This is a genomic window from Dielma fastidiosa (genome assembly GCF_003475485.1).
GTDB lineage: Bacteria > Bacillota_I > Bacilli_A > Erysipelotrichales > Erysipelotrichaceae > Dielma > Dielma fastidiosa.
Map to the genome: position 1 here is coordinate 55,595 of NZ_QRQL01000010.1, position 19,796 is coordinate 75,390.

The 19,796-nt window shown below is 40.4% G+C and carries 21 protein-coding genes; 16 read left to right on the top strand and 5 right to left on the bottom strand.

Annotation, left to right across the window (positions count from 1 at the left end; genetic code table 11):
* Nucleotides 1-143: 143 nt before the first annotated feature.
* The 5 genes from DWZ33_RS15625 to DWZ33_RS15650 are packed head-to-tail and all read left to right on the top strand — an operon-like array spanning nt 144 to nt 5,086.
* Nucleotides 144-1,934: a thiolase C-terminal domain-containing protein gene (locus DWZ33_RS15625; protein ID WP_220452458.1), complete on the top strand. Its 1,791-nt coding sequence runs from the start codon at nt 144-146 to the stop codon at nt 1,932-1,934.
* A 10-nt stretch (nt 1,935-1,944) separates the two neighbouring features.
* Nucleotides 1,945-2,184, top strand: a complete 240-nt coding sequence (locus DWZ33_RS15635; RefSeq protein WP_118455759.1) for an acyl carrier protein — start codon at nt 1,945-1,947, stop codon at nt 2,182-2,184.
* 50 nt (nt 2,185-2,234) lie between these two features.
* Nucleotides 2,235-3,245: a phosphate acyltransferase gene (locus DWZ33_RS15640; RefSeq protein ID WP_118455761.1), complete on the top strand. Its 1,011-nt coding sequence runs from the start codon at nt 2,235-2,237 to the stop codon at nt 3,243-3,245.
* Nucleotides 3,238-4,347, top strand: coding sequence for a butyrate kinase (gene buk, locus DWZ33_RS15645; protein ID WP_182425768.1), 1,110 nt, complete (start codon nt 3,238-3,240; stop codon nt 4,345-4,347). Before DWZ33_RS15640 ends, buk begins: the two co-directional genes overlap by 8 nt.
* A 10-nt stretch (nt 4,348-4,357) precedes the next feature.
* Complete coding sequence (locus DWZ33_RS15650; RefSeq protein WP_182425770.1) at nt 4,358-5,086, top strand: alpha/beta hydrolase; 729 nt, start codon at nt 4,358-4,360, stop codon at nt 5,084-5,086.
* Nucleotides 5,087-5,177: 91 nt separating this feature from the next.
* On the opposite strand, the gene DWZ33_RS15655 is transcribed toward DWZ33_RS15650, so the two are convergent.
* From DWZ33_RS15655 to DWZ33_RS15675, 5 genes are all read right to left on the bottom strand, one after another.
* On the bottom strand, nt 5,178-6,881 hold the full coding sequence (locus DWZ33_RS15655) for a sensor histidine kinase (RefSeq protein WP_118455766.1): 1,704 nt from the start codon (nt 6,879-6,881) through the stop codon (nt 5,178-5,180).
* Nucleotides 6,881-7,648: a response regulator transcription factor gene (locus DWZ33_RS15660; RefSeq protein ID WP_118455768.1), complete on the bottom strand. Its 768-nt coding sequence runs from the start codon at nt 7,646-7,648 to the stop codon at nt 6,881-6,883. Before DWZ33_RS15660 ends, DWZ33_RS15655 begins: the two co-directional genes overlap by 1 nt.
* Nucleotides 7,649-7,720: 72 nt before the next feature.
* Nucleotides 7,721-8,851: a peptide-methionine (R)-S-oxide reductase MsrB gene (gene msrB / locus DWZ33_RS18560; protein WP_118455770.1), complete on the bottom strand. Its 1,131-nt coding sequence runs from the start codon at nt 8,849-8,851 to the stop codon at nt 7,721-7,723.
* A 20-nt stretch (nt 8,852-8,871) separates the two neighbouring features.
* Nucleotides 8,872-9,369, bottom strand: a complete 498-nt coding sequence (locus tag DWZ33_RS15670; protein WP_118455772.1) for a TlpA family protein disulfide reductase — start codon at nt 9,367-9,369, stop codon at nt 8,872-8,874.
* A gap of 11 nt (nt 9,370-9,380) precedes the next feature.
* Entirely contained in the window at nt 9,381-10,079 is a 699-nt protein-coding gene (locus DWZ33_RS15675; RefSeq protein ID WP_022936395.1) for a cytochrome c biogenesis CcdA family protein, read from the bottom strand.
* A 567-nt stretch (nt 10,080-10,646) separates the two neighbouring features.
* Here DWZ33_RS15675 and DWZ33_RS15680 point away from each other — a divergent pair.
* The 11 genes from DWZ33_RS15680 to DWZ33_RS15730 all read left to right on the top strand — a co-directional run bounded on the left by DWZ33_RS15680 (nt 10,647) and on the right by DWZ33_RS15730 (nt 19,721).
* On the top strand, nt 10,647-12,179 hold the full coding sequence (locus DWZ33_RS15680; RefSeq protein WP_118455774.1) for a Na+/H+ antiporter NhaC family protein: 1,533 nt from the start codon (nt 10,647-10,649) through the stop codon (nt 12,177-12,179).
* Nucleotides 12,180-12,209: 30 nt separating this feature from the next.
* Entirely contained in the window at nt 12,210-13,376 is a 1,167-nt protein-coding gene (locus DWZ33_RS15685; protein WP_118455776.1) for a MalY/PatB family protein, read from the top strand.
* Nucleotides 13,377-13,600: 224 nt separating this feature from the next.
* Nucleotides 13,601-14,248, top strand: coding sequence for a flavin reductase family protein (locus DWZ33_RS15690; protein ID WP_022936398.1), 648 nt, complete (start codon nt 13,601-13,603; stop codon nt 14,246-14,248).
* Between the two features lie 86 nt (nt 14,249-14,334).
* Complete coding sequence (locus tag DWZ33_RS15695) at nt 14,335-14,655, top strand: hypothetical protein (RefSeq protein ID WP_022936399.1); 321 nt, start codon at nt 14,335-14,337, stop codon at nt 14,653-14,655.
* Nucleotides 14,656-14,808: 153 nt separating this feature from the next.
* Nucleotides 14,809-15,240 (top strand): DUF3795 domain-containing protein, encoded by a 432-nt coding sequence (locus DWZ33_RS15700; protein ID WP_118455778.1) that lies wholly within the window; start codon nt 14,809-14,811, stop codon nt 15,238-15,240.
* A complete protein-coding gene (locus DWZ33_RS15705; protein ID WP_244925888.1) occupies nt 15,201-15,797 on the top strand; it encodes a YdeI/OmpD-associated family protein in 597 nt (198 codons plus the stop codon). Before DWZ33_RS15700 ends, DWZ33_RS15705 begins: the two co-directional genes overlap by 40 nt.
* 102 nt (nt 15,798-15,899) lie before the next feature.
* Complete coding sequence (locus DWZ33_RS15710) at nt 15,900-16,541, top strand: TetR/AcrR family transcriptional regulator (RefSeq protein ID WP_182425774.1); 642 nt, start codon at nt 15,900-15,902, stop codon at nt 16,539-16,541.
* Nucleotides 16,542-16,600: 59 nt separating this feature from the next.
* A complete protein-coding gene (locus DWZ33_RS15715) occupies nt 16,601-17,842 on the top strand; it encodes an MFS transporter (protein WP_118455783.1) in 1,242 nt (413 codons plus the stop codon).
* Nucleotides 17,839-18,102, top strand: coding sequence for a hypothetical protein (locus DWZ33_RS15720; RefSeq protein WP_118455785.1), 264 nt, complete (start codon nt 17,839-17,841; stop codon nt 18,100-18,102). Before DWZ33_RS15715 ends, DWZ33_RS15720 begins: the two co-directional genes overlap by 4 nt.
* A 177-nt stretch (nt 18,103-18,279) precedes the next feature.
* Complete coding sequence (locus tag DWZ33_RS15725; protein ID WP_118455787.1) at nt 18,280-19,035, top strand: class I SAM-dependent methyltransferase; 756 nt, start codon at nt 18,280-18,282, stop codon at nt 19,033-19,035.
* Nucleotides 19,036-19,151: 116 nt separating this feature from the next.
* The gene (locus DWZ33_RS15730; RefSeq protein ID WP_118455789.1) at nt 19,152-19,721 is read left to right on the top strand and encodes a carboxymuconolactone decarboxylase family protein; all 570 of its coding nucleotides are present in this window, start codon (nt 19,152-19,154) and stop codon (nt 19,719-19,721) included.
* Nucleotides 19,722-19,796 lie beyond the last annotated feature (75 nt).

Genomic DNA, 19,796 nt, shown 5'->3' on the forward strand with positions numbered 1-19,796 from the left:
TGGCGCACACTTTTTGTTTGCCTATATTGGTTTATGTTTCTATCCTGTCACATTGCAGCGATGCTGGAAAATAAATAGAATTAAATTAGAAATAGTTCCACTATTTACAAGCGAATTTTTTGGTTGAAAGCGAGGAAAAAAACATGAAACCTGGAAAAGTAGCAAACAGCACAACGATTAATCCGTATAGCCGCAGTGTATCAATTATTGGCGTAGGCTGTACACCTTTTATGTACACAATGGATAATCCAGAGACAAATGGTTTGACCGAAGGTGAATTATTCGGCTACGCGGCATTAAAAGCGATGGAGGATGCAGGTGTAAGTCCAAAAGAAGTTGATTTTTATTTCCATGGCCAGGCCAGTCCGCTGAACGGCTCTGATTATATTACACCGAATATGCAGGTAGCTAATTGGTTTGGTATGAAGGGCAAGGGCTCAATTCACCATTCAGAAGCATGCTGCACAGGATATTTAGCTTTGGAACAAGCGGTTAATGCAGTTGCCAGCGGCAAGTATAATTGTGTATTATCCGGCTGTGTTGAATTTGCGGATGGTATCGCGGTAAAGGGAATGCCTGCCTATGTGCATGAAAAATTCACGATGGATAAATTATTAGAGACTACCGCTTGGATTTATGATCGCGCTTATACCCGTCAGATGCTGTCAGGGCCTGTTATTTGCTTTGATGATCCGGCAGTAACTTATCAAAGACAGTATGGATTAACTGAGGAAGAAATGGACAGCGCAATGATCGGTATGGCATTGGCAAGCCGTAAAAACGCTTCAAAAAATCCATTAGCCGTGAATCAGGTACCTTATGAGGAAATGGCTAAGCAAATGGGAATGGATGTACAGACATTCATGAGATCTCAATTCAATCCTAAGATGGGCCATATGCTGCGTGTATCTGGCATGGAGCTAAAATGTGATGGCGCCGCAGCGGTTATCGTTGCTTCAACTGAATGGGCAGTCAAACATAATTTGCCGCATACACCGATTGAGGTGCTGGGTATCGGAAGTGCTGCCTGTGAAGGAAATACACCGCATCTTGAAATCCGCGGTACAGAAGAAGCAATCCGCCAAGTTTATGATTTGACGGGTGTAAAGCCTGAAGAAATTGATTTGTTATATGCGAATGACTTTATCATTTCAAGTCAGCTGATTGCGGCGGAAGCCAGCGGTTATATGCCAAGAGGTGAAGGCTGGAAATATTTTGTTGAGGGCAGAACGGCCTACGATGGTGATAAACCAATCAATACCAATGGCGGACGTACCTCATTTGGACACGCTCATGCTGCCAGCGGTTTAGCCGATATTTATGAAGCTGTCCTGCAAATGCGCGGTTTAGCCGGTGAAAGACAAGTGAAGAAGCTCCCGAAGACGACATTGCTACGCGGCTTTGGCGGCGGTCAGAATCTGGCAGCCATCATTTTACGCACTGATGAGGCATTAAGAAAAGACGATCAGGCGGCTGTGGTAACAGATTCACCAATCAAATTAGAGATGGCGGTTAAGAAATATTATGAAGGTTTAGAAGCAGGAAAGATTTATGGCAGAAAATGCAAGGCCTGCGGACATATAGAATGGCCGCCTCATTATGCTTGCAACGAATGCGGCTGTGATGAAATGGAATGGGTTGAAATGTCAGGCAAAGGTACCATTGAGACTATTATTCTGCCGGCGATTCTTAATGCCAAACCTGAGAATGCGGATTTGATGCCATATGCATTAACCAGCGTCACTATGGATGGATCATCTCAGAATGCTATCGTCCAAGGGGTTACTAAAGAAAATGCCGAAGAATTATGGGCATTAATGCCAGTACCGGTAAAAGCCAAAATTATTGAAAGAGGCCAGCCAGGCAGTACGTACAAAACCGTTATTTTTGAATTAGATCAAGAAGAATTAGCGAAAAAGAAAGCGCAGCAGTAAGGAGGATACTATGACAAGAGAAGCGTTAGAAAATAAAGTGCTGGAGTGTGTAGCCGTTACCTTTCGTAAAACAATTGATGAGCTGTCAGTAAATACTGATTTTAAAGCTGATTTAGGCGGTGCATCGATTTTAATGGTAGGCTTAGCTTCATTGATTGAAAATGAGTTAGATGTTTTAATTCCGCTGCCTACGGTTGCGACCTGCAAAACCGTTAAAGATTTAGTGGATAAGGTAGAAGCAGAACTGTAAATATTAAGAAAGGTATCGTAGAGATGCCTTTCTTAAATTAAGGAGGCATTATGTCAGTTTTAGAAATACTAAATAATAAAGCAAAATTAAATCCGCAGAAGGTAGCATTTCCTGAAGGAACAAATGAAAAAATTATGCAGGCAGCCTATGAATGCGGAAAAGAAGGTACAATTATTCCCGTGCTGGTAGGCAATCGTGAAGAGCTAAAGCAGCTGGCAATTGAAAGAGGCTATGATGCTTCGGTATTTACCTTTGTCGATTTGCAGGATGAAGCTTATCAAAATGAACTCATTCAGAAATATGTTTCACTGCCCAATACTTTGTTGAAAGAGAAGGCACTTCGCCGCCGACTGTGCGATCCGTTAAACTTTGCCTTGGTGATGGAGGCCGTTGATGAGGCAGCGGCAACTTTTGCCGGTATTGATACTACAACCGGCGATGTGCTGTTTAGTGCTCAGCAAATTATTGGCATGAAGCCCGGAATATCAAATATTTCATCGATTGGATTATGTGACATACCGAATTATGAAGGCAGTGAGGGGTCATTGCTTGCTATTACTGACAGTGCTGTCGCAACCAATCCAACCGCTGAAGAATTAGCTAATATTGCTATTTCAGCGTGTGATACAATGGAAGCACTCTTGGATTGGGAACCGCGGTGTGCGATGATTTCTTATTCAACATTAGGTTCAGGACAAGGTGAATTGGTGGATAAGGTAGCTCAGGCGGTGAAGATTGCCAATGAAAAACGGCCTGATTTAGCCATCGACGGCGAGTTTCAGCTCGATGCTGCTATAAAGCCGGAAGTAGCAGCCAAGAAAGTAAAAAAGGCATCAAAGGTTGCAGGCAAGGCAAACATTCTTGTTTGGAGCAATTTAGATGTCGGCAATGTTGCGGTAAAATTAATTCAAACATTTGGCAAAGCCAATGCTTATGGGCCGATGCTGCAGGGCTTTAATAAGGTTGTCTGTGACTGTTCGCGCGGTGCACCAGTTGCTGAAATCAAAGGCAATATCGTGATTTCTGCATTGAGAGCGGCGGGGGCTAAACATCATGGCTAAGTATCGGGTTCTAACGATCAATCCTGGATCAACTTCTACTAAGGTGGCCGTATTTGATGATGAAACAGAAGTCTTTTCAAAAAATATTGTTCATGCTGCAGAAGATTTGGCGGCATTTACACAGCTGACGCAGCAGAAACCATATCGGGCGGCGTTGATTTTAGAAGCGCTTCAAGAGAATGGCATTGATTTGTCATCATTATCAGCGGTGGTCGGCCGCGGCGGCGGTTTGTTAGCGGTTGAAGGCGGTGTTTATATCATTGATGATCTTTTGCTGTCGCATGCTGAAAAGGGTGCTAATGGGGTTGTTCATCCAGCCCAATTGGGTTCCTTATTAGCGAATGATATCGCAAAGGAATATGGCATTCCGGCATATGTGGTGAATCCACCGGATACCGATGAGCTGACAGCTGTCGCAAGGCTTACCGGGATTAAGGGTGTTTACCGCAATGTTCATTTACATGCGTTAAATTTAAAAGAAACAGCGATTCGGCATGCTGCTGCCATGCATAAAAAGGTTGAAGAATGCAATTTTATTGTTTGCCATATTGGCGGTGGTGTTTCAGTTTCAGCTCATCGTTATGGAAAAATGATCGATGGCAATGATATTGTCGGCGGAGAAGGACCTATGGCACCGACACGCTGCGGGAATGTTCCTGCATCAGAAATCATCGATCTGTGTTTTTCAGGCATCAGCCAAAAAGAAGCCAAAGCACTTTGTACGAAAACTGGCGGGTTCGTAAGCCATCTTAATACAAGTGATGCCAGAGAGGTAGTCAGACTGGCCGAAGAAGGCAATCAATACGCGGTGCTTGTCTGGGATGCATTCAAATATCAAATCATTAAGGAAATTGGCGCTATGGCTGCCGTTTTACAAGGTAAAGCTGACGGTATTCTGCTTAGCGGCGGTATCGTTCATAGCCAAGAACTTGTTGAATCGATTCGTCAAAGCTGTTCATGGATTGCGCCTGTCAGCGCGTACCCGGGTGAATTTGAAATGGAAGCAATGGCGGCTGGTGCGATTCGGGTATTAAATGGGAGCGAAGCAGTGAAAACTTATAGCGGAAAACCTGTCTGGAATCCCAAGGAATTAGGGTTATGATCCTGTGATTTTGAGTCAATTTAATGTTCCATCAGCATCATTAAAAGCAGATATCAGTGTTTATGTTCTGCTTCCTGATTGCATCACTGCTGATATGGATACGATTTACTTATTGCATGGAGCGATGGAGGAGCCTTCTGTACTTTTATCAAAATCAACATTGAGTGAGCTGGCGGATCATTATCAGACAGCTGTCATACTGCCTGCTATGGGTAATGGCTTTTATGTCGATGCAGCCCATGAATTTCTATGCAATGAGCTGGTTAAGTATATCCAAAAAGAATACGCGCTCTCACTAAATCGTGAACATACGCTCATCGGCGGTAACAGCATGGGTGGTTACGGGGCATTATATAATGGTATGAAACGTCCTGATATTTTTGGCGCTGTATTCAGTTTGTCCGGTGCCTTAGATCTTTCTTATGGTATTACATTTGTACGCTATTTAGATGCAAAGCTGCCTGATTATTTAAACAAGCCCAAGGCACAGCTGATAAGCGAATATGGTCTAGTACCGCTTCTCTCCAATCAATCCAAACAGCAGTATTATTTAAGCTGTGGTAAGGATGACTTTTTGATTGATATAAACCGCAAGTTTGTTTCAATATTAAATCAAAATAACATCGCATATACTTATGTTGAAGAAGCGGGGAATCATGACTGGGATTATTGGCAAAAAGCATTGGTTAATGTATTTGAGTGGAATCGTTTGAGGGAAAGATATGTCAATTCTATATGATCAAACCATTAGAAATTAAAGTGGTTATTTTCTGCATATAAAAGAACGCACCGATCTTATAGTCAGTGCGTTTTTTCATTTGCTAATTCTTTTATCGCATTTTTAAGAAACGATGAATATGAATGATTACTGTACAGCCTGCCTGCGGTTTACTGCTTATTGTCAAGCCATAATTTTCTCCATAATACAACTTAATGCGCTGTTCAACATTATGTATGCCTACACCCTTAGTCTTTGCTGTCAGAATGGCTGGATCAAAGCCAACACCATCATCCTTTACCAACAGGTTGACTTCTTCATCAGTATATTCAGCACAGATTTCAATGTGACCGCTGCGTTCAGAATTTTTAATACCATGATCAATGCTGTTTTCAACAATTGGCTGTAAAGTAATTTTAGGTATAAGAATATCCTGAATTGCTTTATCTACTTTAATGGCGAAAGTCAGTTTTTCCCCATAGCGTTCCTGCTGAATCAATAAATACTGCTTTACATGTTCCAGCTCATCTTTCAATGAAACCAATTCTTTTCCATTGGCTAAAGAAAGCCGGAAAAAGGCAGCTAATGATTTTGTCAATGAGATTACTTTTTCATAATCCCTGAATTCTGCCATCCATATAATCGTATCTAATGTGTTATATAGAAAATGTGGATTAATCTGCGCAATCAGCGCACTGATTTCTGCTTCTTTTAAGCGTTCTTCATTTGCCGTTAATTCACGCATTAAGTTCTTAATCTTACGAATCATTAAATTATAGCTGTTCGTGAAAGCCTCTACTTCATAATAACTTCGATCCGGCAGCTGTATTTCAGAGAGCTGTTCAATCTCAAGCATACCCTTTTCCAGCTTTTTCATTGGAGAAGACAGACGGCCAAGAAAAGTTCGGCCAATCAGAACCACCACTAAGAAAATGATGATAATAATGAAAATTACATGTTCCATTAACTGACGCTTTAAGATACTTAACGTATTCATCGGCAGAACACCAACAAGTGTCCAATCTGTATGGTCTATCTTTGTCTGATGGATCAGCAGATTGTTTTTTTCATCGAAACAGCTGCCTTTAGAGAGCAGAGCCTGCAGCTCCTTTTGCTTCGAGAGATCTTTTATATAATCAGGATCTTTATGATAAACAAGCTGTCCATTTTGATTGATGATGTACACATAACCGCCGTCTCCCATTTCAACAGCCTGCAGATAATGGGCAATCACATGATAATCCATATCAATTAAAAGCACACCAAGATTATTCCCTTCAGCATCTTTAATCTCTGTGCTTGTTGAGATTACAATATCATTCATATCGGATGAGAATGACTGCATTCTTGCACCCGTAAGAATCGGCATCGTATTATGAATCGCGTTCTTATACCAATCTTCTTCCATCATATCCGCTGAGGTTGTCATGCCCATATCTTGTTCATTGGAAATGATTCTTCCATCCTTGGCGACAATGATCACTGAACGAATATAATCATCATGATTTAATATAGACTGAATGTAATTTTCTATATCGGACAAATCATCTGTCTGGTTTTGCAGATAAGCCTGCAATGCCAGATTTTCAGCAAATACTGATGCTTCAGCTTTTGTTTTATCAATATAGGTTTCAATATTCATACTGCTCATTTCTAATACATTTTGTGTAGATACGACACTTTCATTAATCAGCAGCTGGGAAACTGAATAATAGATTGGTATACTGATCAAAGCAATAATGAGTACCGCGGCACTAAAATAAAAAGCGTTTATTTGGAAATCAAAGCGATGAATCAGTTTTTTTAGCTTCTTCATTATAAAAGCCTGCCATTTCTGAATTCAGTCACAGTAACATGATATTTTCTTTTAAAGCAGGTGCTGAAATAATTAGCGTCTTTAATACCAACCACTTCCGCCACTTCATAATTTTTCATCTGGGTTGTCAGCATCAGCAGTCTTGCCTTTTCCAATCGCTGTTCCAATAGATAATCACGGAAGCTCATCCCAAAATATTGTTTGAAGATTGAACTTAGATAGCTGATGTTATAACCCATGTCAAAAGCGAGCTGCTGCAGGGAAAAGTCTTGATTTTCAAGGTTTTCACGGATAACATCCATCAGTTGATCTTTGATTGATTTGCTTCCTTGATGACTGAAAGCTCCCTGCAGCTTTTCGACTGTCCGCTCTAATTCATGGGCCTTTTTATTTTTCTGAAGATTTTCTGCCATATGCATCAGTAAAGCTTGAATATCATCCTTAGAGGCAGGCTTGAGAATGTAATCATCTACACCGATTTTTACCGCTTGGATGGCATAGTCAAGATAGTCGTAGCCAGTAATCAATGCAATCCTACATGCGGGATAGTTTTGTTTTACTATTTTTGAAAATTCGAGTCCATTCATTATCGGCATATTTATATCAGCTAATATTATATCAATCGGATGCTTTGCCATAAGCGCAAGGGCCATTTTGCCATTGTCAGCCTCATAGATGGTATCAATGCCGATCTGTCTTAGGTTGATTAATCTGGCAATTCCTTGACGGATGATTTTTTCATCATCTACTACAAGCAGTGTATACATTATGATCACCTTCATTCTCATTGTATAGCAAAAGGGTGCAGGAGACAATTGCTTCATTCCTACACCCATTAATTACTTAAACAGGACATTCAAATAGTCATAGCCTTCTTTTTTTAGATCTTTTTTAGGAATAAAACGGATTGACGCGCTATTAATACAATAACGCAGTCCGCCTTTATCCTTTGGCCCATCATCAAAGACATGGCCTAGGTGAATATCAGCTGCCCGGCTTCTAACTTCAGTTCGATTCATATTAAAGGAATTATCCTGCTGCTCAGTAATCACTTCATCGATGATCGGCTTGGTAAAGCTCGGCCATCCGCAGCCTGATTGAAATTTATCGGCTGATGAAAAGAGCGGTTCGCCGCTGACAATATCAACATAGATACCTTCTTCAAAGTTATCAGTATATTCATTAGTATAAGGTCTTTCGGTATCATTATTTTGCGTAACGGCATATTGTATAGGTGTTAATGTTTTTAATAATTCCTCTTTTGAAGGAATCGGATAATTTTCTGCCTTGATTTGTGAAGCCAAATCAACATTTTTTCTGTTCAGCTGTTCCTCTTCGATAAATTTACCAGCTTTACTTAAATCAATGTGGCAATAGCCATTAGGGTTTTTATCCAAATAATCTTGATGATATTCTTCCGCGGGATAATAGTTTTCTAATGGTTTCACTTCAGTGACGATTGGTTTGCTGTAATGTGTCTGCTGATCTTCAATAACCTGATCAATGATTATTTTGTCGTCATCATTAAGATAATAAATCCCGGTGCGGTATTGGGCGCCAAAATCATTTCCCTGACGATTTTCAAGGGTTGGATCAATGATTTTGAAATAACCCTTTAAAACCTCTTCGGTTGTGATTTTAGATTGATCATAAGAAATTTTAACGGTTTCTGCATGTCCGGTAGTTCCGGTACATACTTGCTGATAAGTCGGCTCTTCCGTAATCCCGTTCGCATAACCTACTTCCGTATCATAAATGCCAGGCAGCTGCTTCATAAAGGCTTCAACTCCCCAAAAACAGCCGCCGGCTAAATAAATGGTTCGCTTATCTTCTTCTTTTACATTCATTTTTGTTTCCTCCATCGTTTCATTTCTTTGGATGTCAGACGGAACAGCTTTTGCCGTGCAGCCGCTGACAATCAGCAGTAAGCAAATACTTAATCGGTTAAAAATAGTATAACTCTTTTTCATCACAATAACCTCCTTTTTGACTATTCAATCAAATCCATAAATGACGTAATCGCATCTTTATCCAGATGACCAGGCTGAACTTTAATCAAATTTCCGCCGGCATCGAAAAAGGCAGAAGTAGGGAAGCCGCGAACATTTAATGCTTCTGCCAGATTTCCATTTTCATCAAGCAATACCGGCAGCTGGTCCATTCCCAGTCCCTGAAACCAATCAATGAAAGCATCAGTATCTTTTTCACCATTCGCATTTGGCGTAACTATTGTTACGACTTCGAAATCATGATCTTCTAATGCTAAAGCTTGAACATCTTCTAAACCGCCAAGACAGATCGGACACCATGTTGCCCAAAATTTGATATAAACCTTTTTGCCTTGCAGATCACTCAGCATCACCTTTTGCTCATTGAGATCAAGCAAATCATACAATGCTGAATCTTCTGTGATATTCATCACTGCTGCCTTTTGACAGCCGGTTAAGGCAAGGCATGTAAGTGCTAATATAAATCGATATTTTTTCATAATTTTGCTCCTTAATAAAATAACGCGGCGAGTCGGTTAAACTGCCCGCTTAAAAAGATAAGACCCATTAAAATTAAAATTACACCGCCGATGATCTTAATGGTTTCCAGATGCCGGTTCAGAATTTTAAGTTTAATCAATAAGGTATCTGAAAACACAGCGAGAATCAAAAAAGGAATCAGCAGTCCCAATGCGTAAACCATCATCAAAAAGATACTGTAGGTCACTTTGCCCCCGGCGGCTGACAAGCTGAGAATAGCGCCTAGTATCGGGCCGATACAAGGTGTCCAGCCAAAACTGAAAGTCAAGCCTAATAAAAAAGTTTTTAAGTAAGTATTTTTGATTGCTGTCTTTAACTCAATTTTTCTTTCACGATAGAGCAATGGAAAGTGAATCAAACCCGTTTGATGCAGACCTAACAGAATGATGATAATACCCATGGCTGTGCGAAACCAGCGGCTGCTGATCCAAGAACCGAGGATACCGGCGCCAAAGCCCAGCAGGATGAAACAAGCCGATATGCCTAAAACAAACAATAAGCTCTTGATCATGATCTGCTTTTTTCGAAGTAAACCATCTTGAAGCATCAAACCGTCACTCGAAGCAAAAACGGAAAAATAAACGGGTAATAACGGTACGATGCAGGGTGAGAAAAAGGAGAATAATCCTGCCAAAAATACACTGCTTAGATATAGAACTTCAAATTGCATATCCCTTACCTCCTTGTATGACTTTATTATAGGCAGCAGCAGTCAGCATTGCTATCAAGCCGTTTTTGGTAAATCTTTAATTTCTTTAGGATATGATCAACGTTTTAGATTTTTGCATTCATCAGCATTTAATGATTCAGGTGCTTAATAATCAAATTTAGTAAGGAAGTAATAATTTATGAAAAAGGATTGAAGCCGTGGATCGATGGGCTGGCAATTTGTTGATATACATGAAATTATTTCAATGCTAAATCGTTGACTAAGCAAGATTTATTACTATAATAAAGACGGGTAAGCATTTCAGAAATGAATTAAATGGGAGATAATTTCAAGATGCGATAAATTATCAGCTGTCACCCATATTTACAGGTGATAGCTGATTTGTTATTGAATTACCGGCGGTGTTAACAAGGCCGTCATTTCTTTATACTAAGCAGTGAAATCAATAGGCTTGTCATTGCTTGGAACAATTATGCTGAATTAAAGGTTAGCATTCCAGTGAAGGCTTTAAGGTTCTGTGTGAAGTTGGATGAATAAGCGTGTTTTAACAAATAATAGCTATGAAACATGCTGTACAGATGCTGGCATGATCAGATCAATTCAAAGAAAAAGTTAATATACAAGAAGAAAGGGATTAGTGAGATGGAAAAAGAAAAGAAAGTAAGAGAGAAAAATAGACCAAGTTTGCTGGAAGCACTTTCGATGATAGTAGTTTTGTTAGGAATGATTATTTTAGCTGTTCAGGCAGATATTTCTATCATTCCAGCACTGGTGATTGCGATTGTATGGTCTATGGCGATTGCTGTTAAATGCGGTTATAGCTGGGATGAAATTATGAAACCGATTTTGGACCGTCAGCGCGGTGTTGTAGAAATCTTTTTGATTATCCTAGCAATTGGTATGTTTGTTGCCTCAATGATATATTCCGGCACCATTCCGACAATCATTTATTATTTAATCAATATCATTTCACCAAACTTAATGGTGGTTTTGTCCTTTATAATAACCGCGGTTGTATCATGCATCATCGGAACATCATGGGGTACAGCCGGCACGGTGGGGGTCGTTATGCTTTCAATTGCCCAAAGCATGGGAGTGCCGATGGCCATTGTGGCAGGCGCCGTTGCTTCTGGCTCACATGTCGGACAGATTCTCTCACCAATGAGTGATACTTCCAATGTATCAGCCAGTTTGGCAGATGTGGATACAGTAACGATGATTAAACGAATGGCGCACTATGCAATACCGGTGATCATTATCGCATCTGTTGTTTATGCGATTCTTGGTTTTGCCAATACTGCGGTTGGCGGCAATCTTGAATCGGCGGCACTGATCCGTCAGGAAATAGCAGCTGTTTTTAATGTTAATCCGTTGGTTATCCTGCCGATGGTATTTGTCTTCTTTCTGACATTTAAAAAGAAGCCGATCCTGATGACCTTAACCTTGACCTCACTGATTGGTTTGATTTTTGGCATGATTTTCAATGGCTTCTCTTTTGTGAATGGCTTGGACGCGTTATATAATGGCTTTAATTTAACCGGTACCGTGGGCATTGCGGAAAATGGCTTTAATGATATTTTCCTAAATCTAGTTAACCGCGGCGGCGCGATGAGTATGATCAATGCGGCATTGCTGGTTATTGTCGCTACGATGTATGGCACGATCTTACTTGAAACAAAGGCTATCGATGTTATTGCCGTATCAATCTTCGGTAAGGTAAAGAGCCGCCCAATGCTGGTTACTTCCTCAATCTTTGTTTCTGGATTAGTAGTGGCAATGACATCAAGCTCCTTTTTAGCAACCATGATGTCAAAAGATTTATTTATTGAAAAATTTGAAAAAGAGGGAATGGACAGCATGGATCTGGTATCAAGCTGCGCAACCGCAAGTACACAGTTCTTAACCTGCATTCCTTGGTGTGATACGGCAATCTTTCTGGCTGCGCTCAGCGGTGTTTCAACACTTGACGCACTGCCTTATAATGTATTTAGCTGGGGCTGTGCCGCAGCTGCTATCGGACTGTCAATCTTTGGCATCGGTTTTAAAAACGGCAAACGTTTCGTCGATCTGACACCGGTTAAAGCCAAAGTAACTGAATAAGTATTAAACAATAAAGAAAGTGTGAAAAAGATGAACAATTTTGATACGCCTTTGAATCGCAGAAATACAAATACTTGGAAGTGGGATGGGGAAGGCTTTGGGGTTGATTTTCCTATGGGTACGGCGGATACTGATTTCAAAATGCCATTTGAGGTGCAAAAAGCGCTGCATGACAAAATTGATCAGGGTATCTTATCTTACTGCGCAGATAAAAGCTATTTCTTAGAAGCTTTCGCAAACTACCAAAACCGCCATTATGGTCTTGGCATCGAACCTGAAGAAGTATTTCCAGGCACATCATTAATGGCTGTTTATAAGGTCTTGCTTGACGCGTTTACGGCGCCGGGTGACGGTGTGATCATTCAAACGCCAACCTTTGGACACTTATATAACGTACCTAAAAATAACGGCCGGATGATTTTTGAAAATCGTTTGCTGTATGATCGTAAAAAGGGTGAATGGACGATCAACTTCTCGCAATTAGAAGCAATGGTTGAAAACCCAAGAGTCAAAATGCTGGTTATATGTAATCCAGGCAATCCGACATCCCGTGGCTATACGCGTGAGGAAATGCAGCGGATGTATGAATTATGCAATGCTCATGATGTTCTTGTGTTGAGTGATGAGGTTCATTCTGATGTGTATTATGATGGCAGAAAGCACGTGTCAATATTAAGCGTTAGCGATGAAGCAAAGCATAACTGCATTCTTTTAACCAGCAGCGGTAAGGTATTTAGTATCCCCGGCTTAAAAACCGCAGTTACCGTCATCCCTAATCCGCGCTTAAAAGCACAATATGAGGCAGCCGCGATGAATGCCCGCGTTGAAATCATCGATCTAGCCTTGGTGGGAATGGCAGCCGGCCTCAATCTTTGTGATGATTATATCAGCGAGCTTCAGCAGTATTTACAGCGCAATAAAGATTATGCCGTCAAATTCTTTAAAGAAAACAGCATGGATATTGTTTTAACTAAACCGGAAGCCTCTTACTTATTCTGGCTGGACTTCAATGATTGGCATATGAATTGTGATCAGCTTGCGGAATTGCTTAGAAAATACAGCATTGTTTATTCATCAGGCTCAGAATTCGGCCCTGGCAATGAAGGCTTTATGCGCATGAATATTGCCTGTCATTATGAGCAGCTGCAGGGAATGTGCAAAGCGCTCAAAAAGTGCTATGAAGAAAATATTAAATAAGGTTGTTCAGACATTCTATAAACATAGGCTGGATGCATCAGAAAAATCAAACACTGACTGCCTCCTAAGCTGAATATATCCTTTAACCAGAGAATCCGGGTCACACGATCCGGATTTAATCATGTGAAGGGCATTATTGTGTTATTATTAATTTATAAGGTAAAACATGACGGCTGTCATAAAGCTTATCTGATTATGCGCTGATCAGGAAAGGGAAACTCAAAATGAAAATTGAAATTGGCACGGCTTTTCCACAATATTTTAAATCTGCATATCCTGAAGAATTTGTTTTGTTTTCACATCTTGAAACAACATCGGCGATTCCATCAGTTTTATTTGCCATCACTACTTGGAAAGCAAATGGTGAACCTAATGTCTGCTTTCATGCTTGGAGCTGTTTTCATGGCGATAGAACCGCCTTTTTTGCGGTGATGGGCGGCTTGTATCAAAAAACGCATACTTATGCGAATATTATGCGGGACAAATGCTTTTGTATCAACTTTCTGCCAATCCGTTATTATGATCAGCTGATTGCGACAATTAATCAAAATGAGGATGAAGCTGATGAATTTCAAGTTGGGAATTTTACTTTGGAACACGCTGAAACAATTCATGCACCAATTATTAAGGAAGCTTTTCTAAACATGGAATGTACTTTAAAAGAGGTAATGGATTTAAGCGGCGCTCAGATTACTGCTATGGTTGTCGGTCAAGTTCAGCATATATTCGTTGAGGAAGCATATGCAAGGGGCTATGATAAACGCTATGGACAGGACGGTTTCATGATGCTTGTGCCGGCGATGCAGGATTTGATCAGCGGTGAAGCAGGACAATCAGCGATTGCAACGGTAAAGATTGAACGTTTTGATTAAAAAAGCATTATTTGTTGTCACAATATAGCTTTCTTATTGTCTAATTATATGTAGGGTTGAAAAATATCGACAATAAGGAGGAAATTATGTTTCAAGAAATTTTATTAACCGCATTGCTGGGTATCGTTGTCGGGCTGATTGATATTCTGCCGATGATCAAAATGAAATTGGATAAATTTTCTATCAGTTCTGCTTTTGTATTCTATTTTGTTTTGCCTTTTGTGATCATTAATATCGATTTATATGGTATAGCATGGTGGCTTAAGGGCGGCATCATCGGATTGGCACTGGCTTTGCCGACCATCATTATGGTTATGAAGGAAGATAAAAAATCAGCGATTCCAATGGTTATTATGTCAGTGATTTTAGGGACGGTTATCAGTGCGGTTCATTACTTTATTATGTGAATTAAGAAGTCCAATCAGGACTTTTTATTATTATAGGAACTTTCGTTTTCAAGCATCAAAGGTCCAATGGCATGATTTGATTGATGAAGGAAATCATTTTTTTGATTTAGCAAAGCTTTATGATACACTGAGGATAGAGGAAAGGAGTTTGCTATGAAAATGCCTGATACGGATATCGATACAAATATGTTTGCGCCCTGTGGGATGAATTGCATGGTTTGTTATAAGCATTGTTATCATAAAAAGCCATGTGCCGGCTGTTTGAATCATGAACAAAATAAGCCTGAGCATTGCCGTAAATGTAAAATAAAAGACTGCGTCAGAGAGAGGGGTATTAGTTATTGCTATGAATGTGGAAAATATCCTTGTTTGCAGATAAAAAATTTGGAGCGGAGCTATCGTCAGCGTTATCAGACAAGTCTTTTAAGTAATAGTGAATTTGTGAGAATAAATGGTTTATCAGCATTTATGGCGTGGCAGAAACAGCTGTATTCATGCCCTAAATGCGGTGGTATTATTTCAATTCATGACAAAGAATGCAGTGAATGTCAAAAAAAATTGAAAATGGAGAAGACGTTGGTATGATAATATTAACCTTTGAAACACGGCAGGCATTCAGGGATTGGCTGTCAAAGCATCACTCTTCAGAAGCTGGTGTCTGGCTGCGGTTTGGTAAATCAGCGCAGATTAAAACATTAAAAGCGAGTGAAGCGCTGGAAGAAGCACTATGCTTTGGTTGGATTGACGGACAGATGAAAAGTCTTGATGAACATTCATACATAAAATATTTCGCCTTGCGCCGTAAAAACAGCAAATGGTCAGCTAAAAATAAAGCGTTGTGTGAGAAATTGATAAAAGAAGGTTTGATGAGTTCTTTTGGTTTTTTAAAGATAGAAGAAGCTAAACAAAACGGTCAATGGGATCAGGATCATGCGCCAATGCCCATCTCTGATGAACAGCTTGATGAAGTCGCAAAGCAGCTTAAAGAAAATACAGCGGCTTATCATAATTTTATTAAAATGCCGCAATCTGTTAAGAAAACGTATGCCCGAGCCTATTTTGACGCTAAAACGGAAGCTGGCAGGAAGCGCCGTCTTGAGTGGATGCTTGATCGGCTGGCAAAGAATTTGAAACCGATGTAGGTTTTGATATAAAAGAAGATATTTAAATAAGGTTGACAGGGTAGGAGAACCATGATAGTATCTATACATACCAACGGTATGTATATGGTTCGGAGGTGGAATATGGCTCGAAATAAATATCCCGAACAGACTGTTGAGAAAATCCTGGAAGTATCGCTGAAGCTCTTTTCTGAGAAAGGGTATGAAAAAACTACGATGCAGGATATTGTGAATGCACTCGGCATGTCTAAGGGAGCGATTTATCACCATTTTAAATCAAAGGAAGAACTGGTGGACGCGGTATCTACTTACAGCTTTATGAAGCGTAACAGCTTTGTGGATGTCTATGAGCTGAAGCAACTAAATGGCTTACAGAAGCTGCGCTGGGTATTGATGAATGAATTCTCCAACACTGAGAAGCAGGAGGTTGACCGCTTCACAGCCCCATTAGCCGTTGAACCAAATTTCATGATGAAAATGATTCAGGATACCATAACGCATAGTGTTCCTATGCTGATTCCAATGATTGAAGAATCCAAACAGGATGGCTCATCTCAGGTAGAGGATGTACAGATGACAGCTGAGATTTTCATGGTATTAGCCAATGTCTGGGCAAACCCGCTGTTTTGGGAGATGAGTGAAGAACAATTTGCTTATAAAGTTAAAACTATTGGTAAGATACTGGATACGCTAGGCTTACCGGTTATCGATGAAGAAGTAAAACAGACAATGATTGAATATTATAAGAATATACTGCCTAAATAGGGGCAGTTCAATTTTAATCAAATACATACCGACAGTCGGTATTTAAAGAAAGGGACTTTATGAATAAAAAACTATTCCACAAGGATTTTACGATGATGGTCATCGGTCAAATCATTTCTATTTTTGGCAATTCAATTTTACGCTTTGCGATCTCTTTATATGTTTTAGATCTTACTGGTTCTGCCAGTATCTTTGCCGGTATTCTGGCAATATCCATGCTGCCGACTATTTTATTATCACCGATTGGCGGCATGGTCTCTGACCGGCTAAGCCGTAAATATATCATGGTGATTTTAGACTTCGCCACGGCTTTGCTGATTTTGCTTTTTGTCTGCAGTCTGGGCAGCTCTTATATAGTAGTGGTGATAGCGGTATTTATGGTTTTGTTATCACTGATTCAATCCTTCTATCAGCCCTCGGTCCAAGCCAGCATTCCCTCAATTACGGATAAGGATAATCTGGTAGCTGCCAATAGTGTGGTCTATCAGATCAATGCGCTTGCTAATCTGTTAGGTCCCATTTTAGGCGGCTTGCTTTATGGCTTCTTTCCGATTCAGGTCATCGCCCTGCTCAGTGCTTTCTGTTTCTTCTGTTCGTCAATTCTTGAACTGTTTCTGCATATACCATATACCCGCCAGCCGCGCGCAGCCTCCATTTTTCGGACAGTAAAGGCAGATTTTAAAGAGGCAATCAGTTTTATTCTTCATGATAATCCAGCTATTTTTAAGCTCTTGATCCTGCTTTCCGGTTTGAATATGTTTCTGACTGCTATGCTGCAGGTCGGTTTGCCTTATATTATCAAGATTCAGCTAGGCTTAAGCTCACAGCTTTATGGTTTTGCGGAAAGCTCATTGGCTATCGGGATGATCGTTGGCAGCCTCTATGCAGCCAATAATGCCGGTAAACTTAAGATTCAAATCTCACATAAATACTTATTGCTGGGCAGTCTGGCAATGGTTCCTATCGGATTAGGCATCTTAACCGAGATTAACGCTTATCTGGCCTATGGGCTGATTGTATTGTCATTGCTGGCTGGCATGAGCTTCATTGCTGTATTTAATGTTATAGCGCAGGCCTTCATGCAGGAACAGACGCCAACTCATTTACTGGGTAAAGTAAGCAGCTATGTAATGACACTGACAATGTGTGCCATTCCTGCCGGTCAGGCATTATATGGTCTGTGTTTTGAATACTTCGCTTCACATTCCGCATGGATCGTACTCTTTGCCTGTTTAATGGCCGTGCTTTTATCGAACTATGCGAAAGGTGTACTGGCAGCTCAAAAGGAGGTGATCGCATGAACCCACTAAAGGAACAGCTGAATATCGCTCAGCAGCGAACTCAGAAAATTATTGAAAAGCAAAACAAGTATGTTCTATCATCAATGCCTAAGATAAAGCGTAAGAAAACACTGCAGATCAATTTAATTACCAATCTGCTGATACTGATTTTATGTCTGATTGGTCTAATAATATTTAAAGCATTCTGGCTGATTAGCTTACTTATAATCATTATTTTATCACTGGCGGTTAATTTTTATTTACTGAATAAATATCGTTAGGACTATGTTATAATAAATTCATAAAGCGAGGATTCAATATGTACCTTCTACGAGATAACAACTCAGTGCAGTTTCAAAACCGCCAGGCAGATTGCGCTGAGTTTGCGGATAACTAAACTTGCATTGGCGTGTCAACTGCACTGATTCTTTTAAATTATAAGAAAGGTGGAGTTACCAATGGATTTTACTGAATTAAAAAAACAATGGCTTGCTGAGGAACAGGCAAGCTTCAAGGGCTGGGATTTTTCACATATTAGAGGCAGATGGATGGATGAACAGCTGCCATGGGATTATGAACAATTACTGCGCCGCTATTTAAGCTGTGAACATCAGCTATTGGATATGGGAACCGGCGGCGGCGAGTTTCTGCTGTCGCTTAATCATCCATATTCACAATGCAGTGTCACAGAGGGTTATGAACCCAATGTGCAATTATGTAAAGAACGGCTTGAACCGTTAGGAATTACGGTGCGTAAGATTGAAAATCCGCTTCATATTCCTTATCCTGATGCTTCTTTTGATCTTGTTATTAACCGTCATGAGGCTTATGATTTTAAGGAAGTATACCGCATATTAAAGCCCGGCGGTACTTTTATTACACAGCAGGTCGGCGGCAAGAATGATGATGATTTAGTCGCAAAGCTTGGCTGTGTAAAAGAGCTTCCTGATCCTAAGACTTTTGATTTACAAAATGCGATGCACTTTGCGTTGCAGGCGTCATTCAATATTGAATTGGGCTATGAAGCATTTACCCCGATTGAATTTTATGATGTTGGTGCTTTTGTCTATTTTGCTCATATTATCGAATGGGAATTTGGCGGCTTTCAGGTTGAGTCACATTTTGATCAATTATGTACATTAGCTCAAGAGCTTGCGGAGCATGGCTGCATTCGCGGCAGCGAACATCGTTATCTGCTGGTCTTAAAGAAATAATGAATGAAAGGTACTTCACGGTACCTTTTTCTTTTCTGGTGCATTGTGTTTGACGTTTTTATGATGCCGCTTCTATAATGGGCTGAAAGGGATCTGTGTGATCAGCCGGTGAAATCATGACACAAAAGCAGCGTTATAATTTAAAGGAAGCCTATGGCATTCTTGTGGACGCAATCCGCGCCATGCCTAAATTGAAAAAGGAAGCATCCGCCGGTGTGCTGGATCAGGCGTTTAAAGAGCGAATTATGCTGGCTGTGACCGAAGTTAATGGCTGTGCGATGTGTTCTTATGCGCATACCCAGATGGCCTTAGAGGCTGGCTTAAGCAGTGAAGAAATCAGCGGACTGTTAACAGGCGTTATGCATCATGTCCCAGAGGATGAAGCGGCAGCTATTTTGTTTGCTCAGCATTATGCGGACAGTCGGGGCAAACCATCGCCTAAGGCACAGGTCATCATCTATCAGACATATGGAAAAGTCAAAGCGGATGCCATCATGCATGCGATTCATGTTATCATGGCAGGTAATGTTTACGGCATAGCCTTTGGTTCATTAAAGGGAAGAATCACCCATAAAGGAATTGACAGCCGCAGCTCGCTGGGCTATGAAATTACCCTGCTGCTTTCATTGATTTTCTATCTGCCGGTGGGCTTAGTTCACGCTTTATTAACCAGTAAAGCATCATAAACGGCTTATCGCTTCACATAATAAGTATCGAAACATAAAAGTCAGGCATATGAGTATTCAATAAGCAGCATCCGC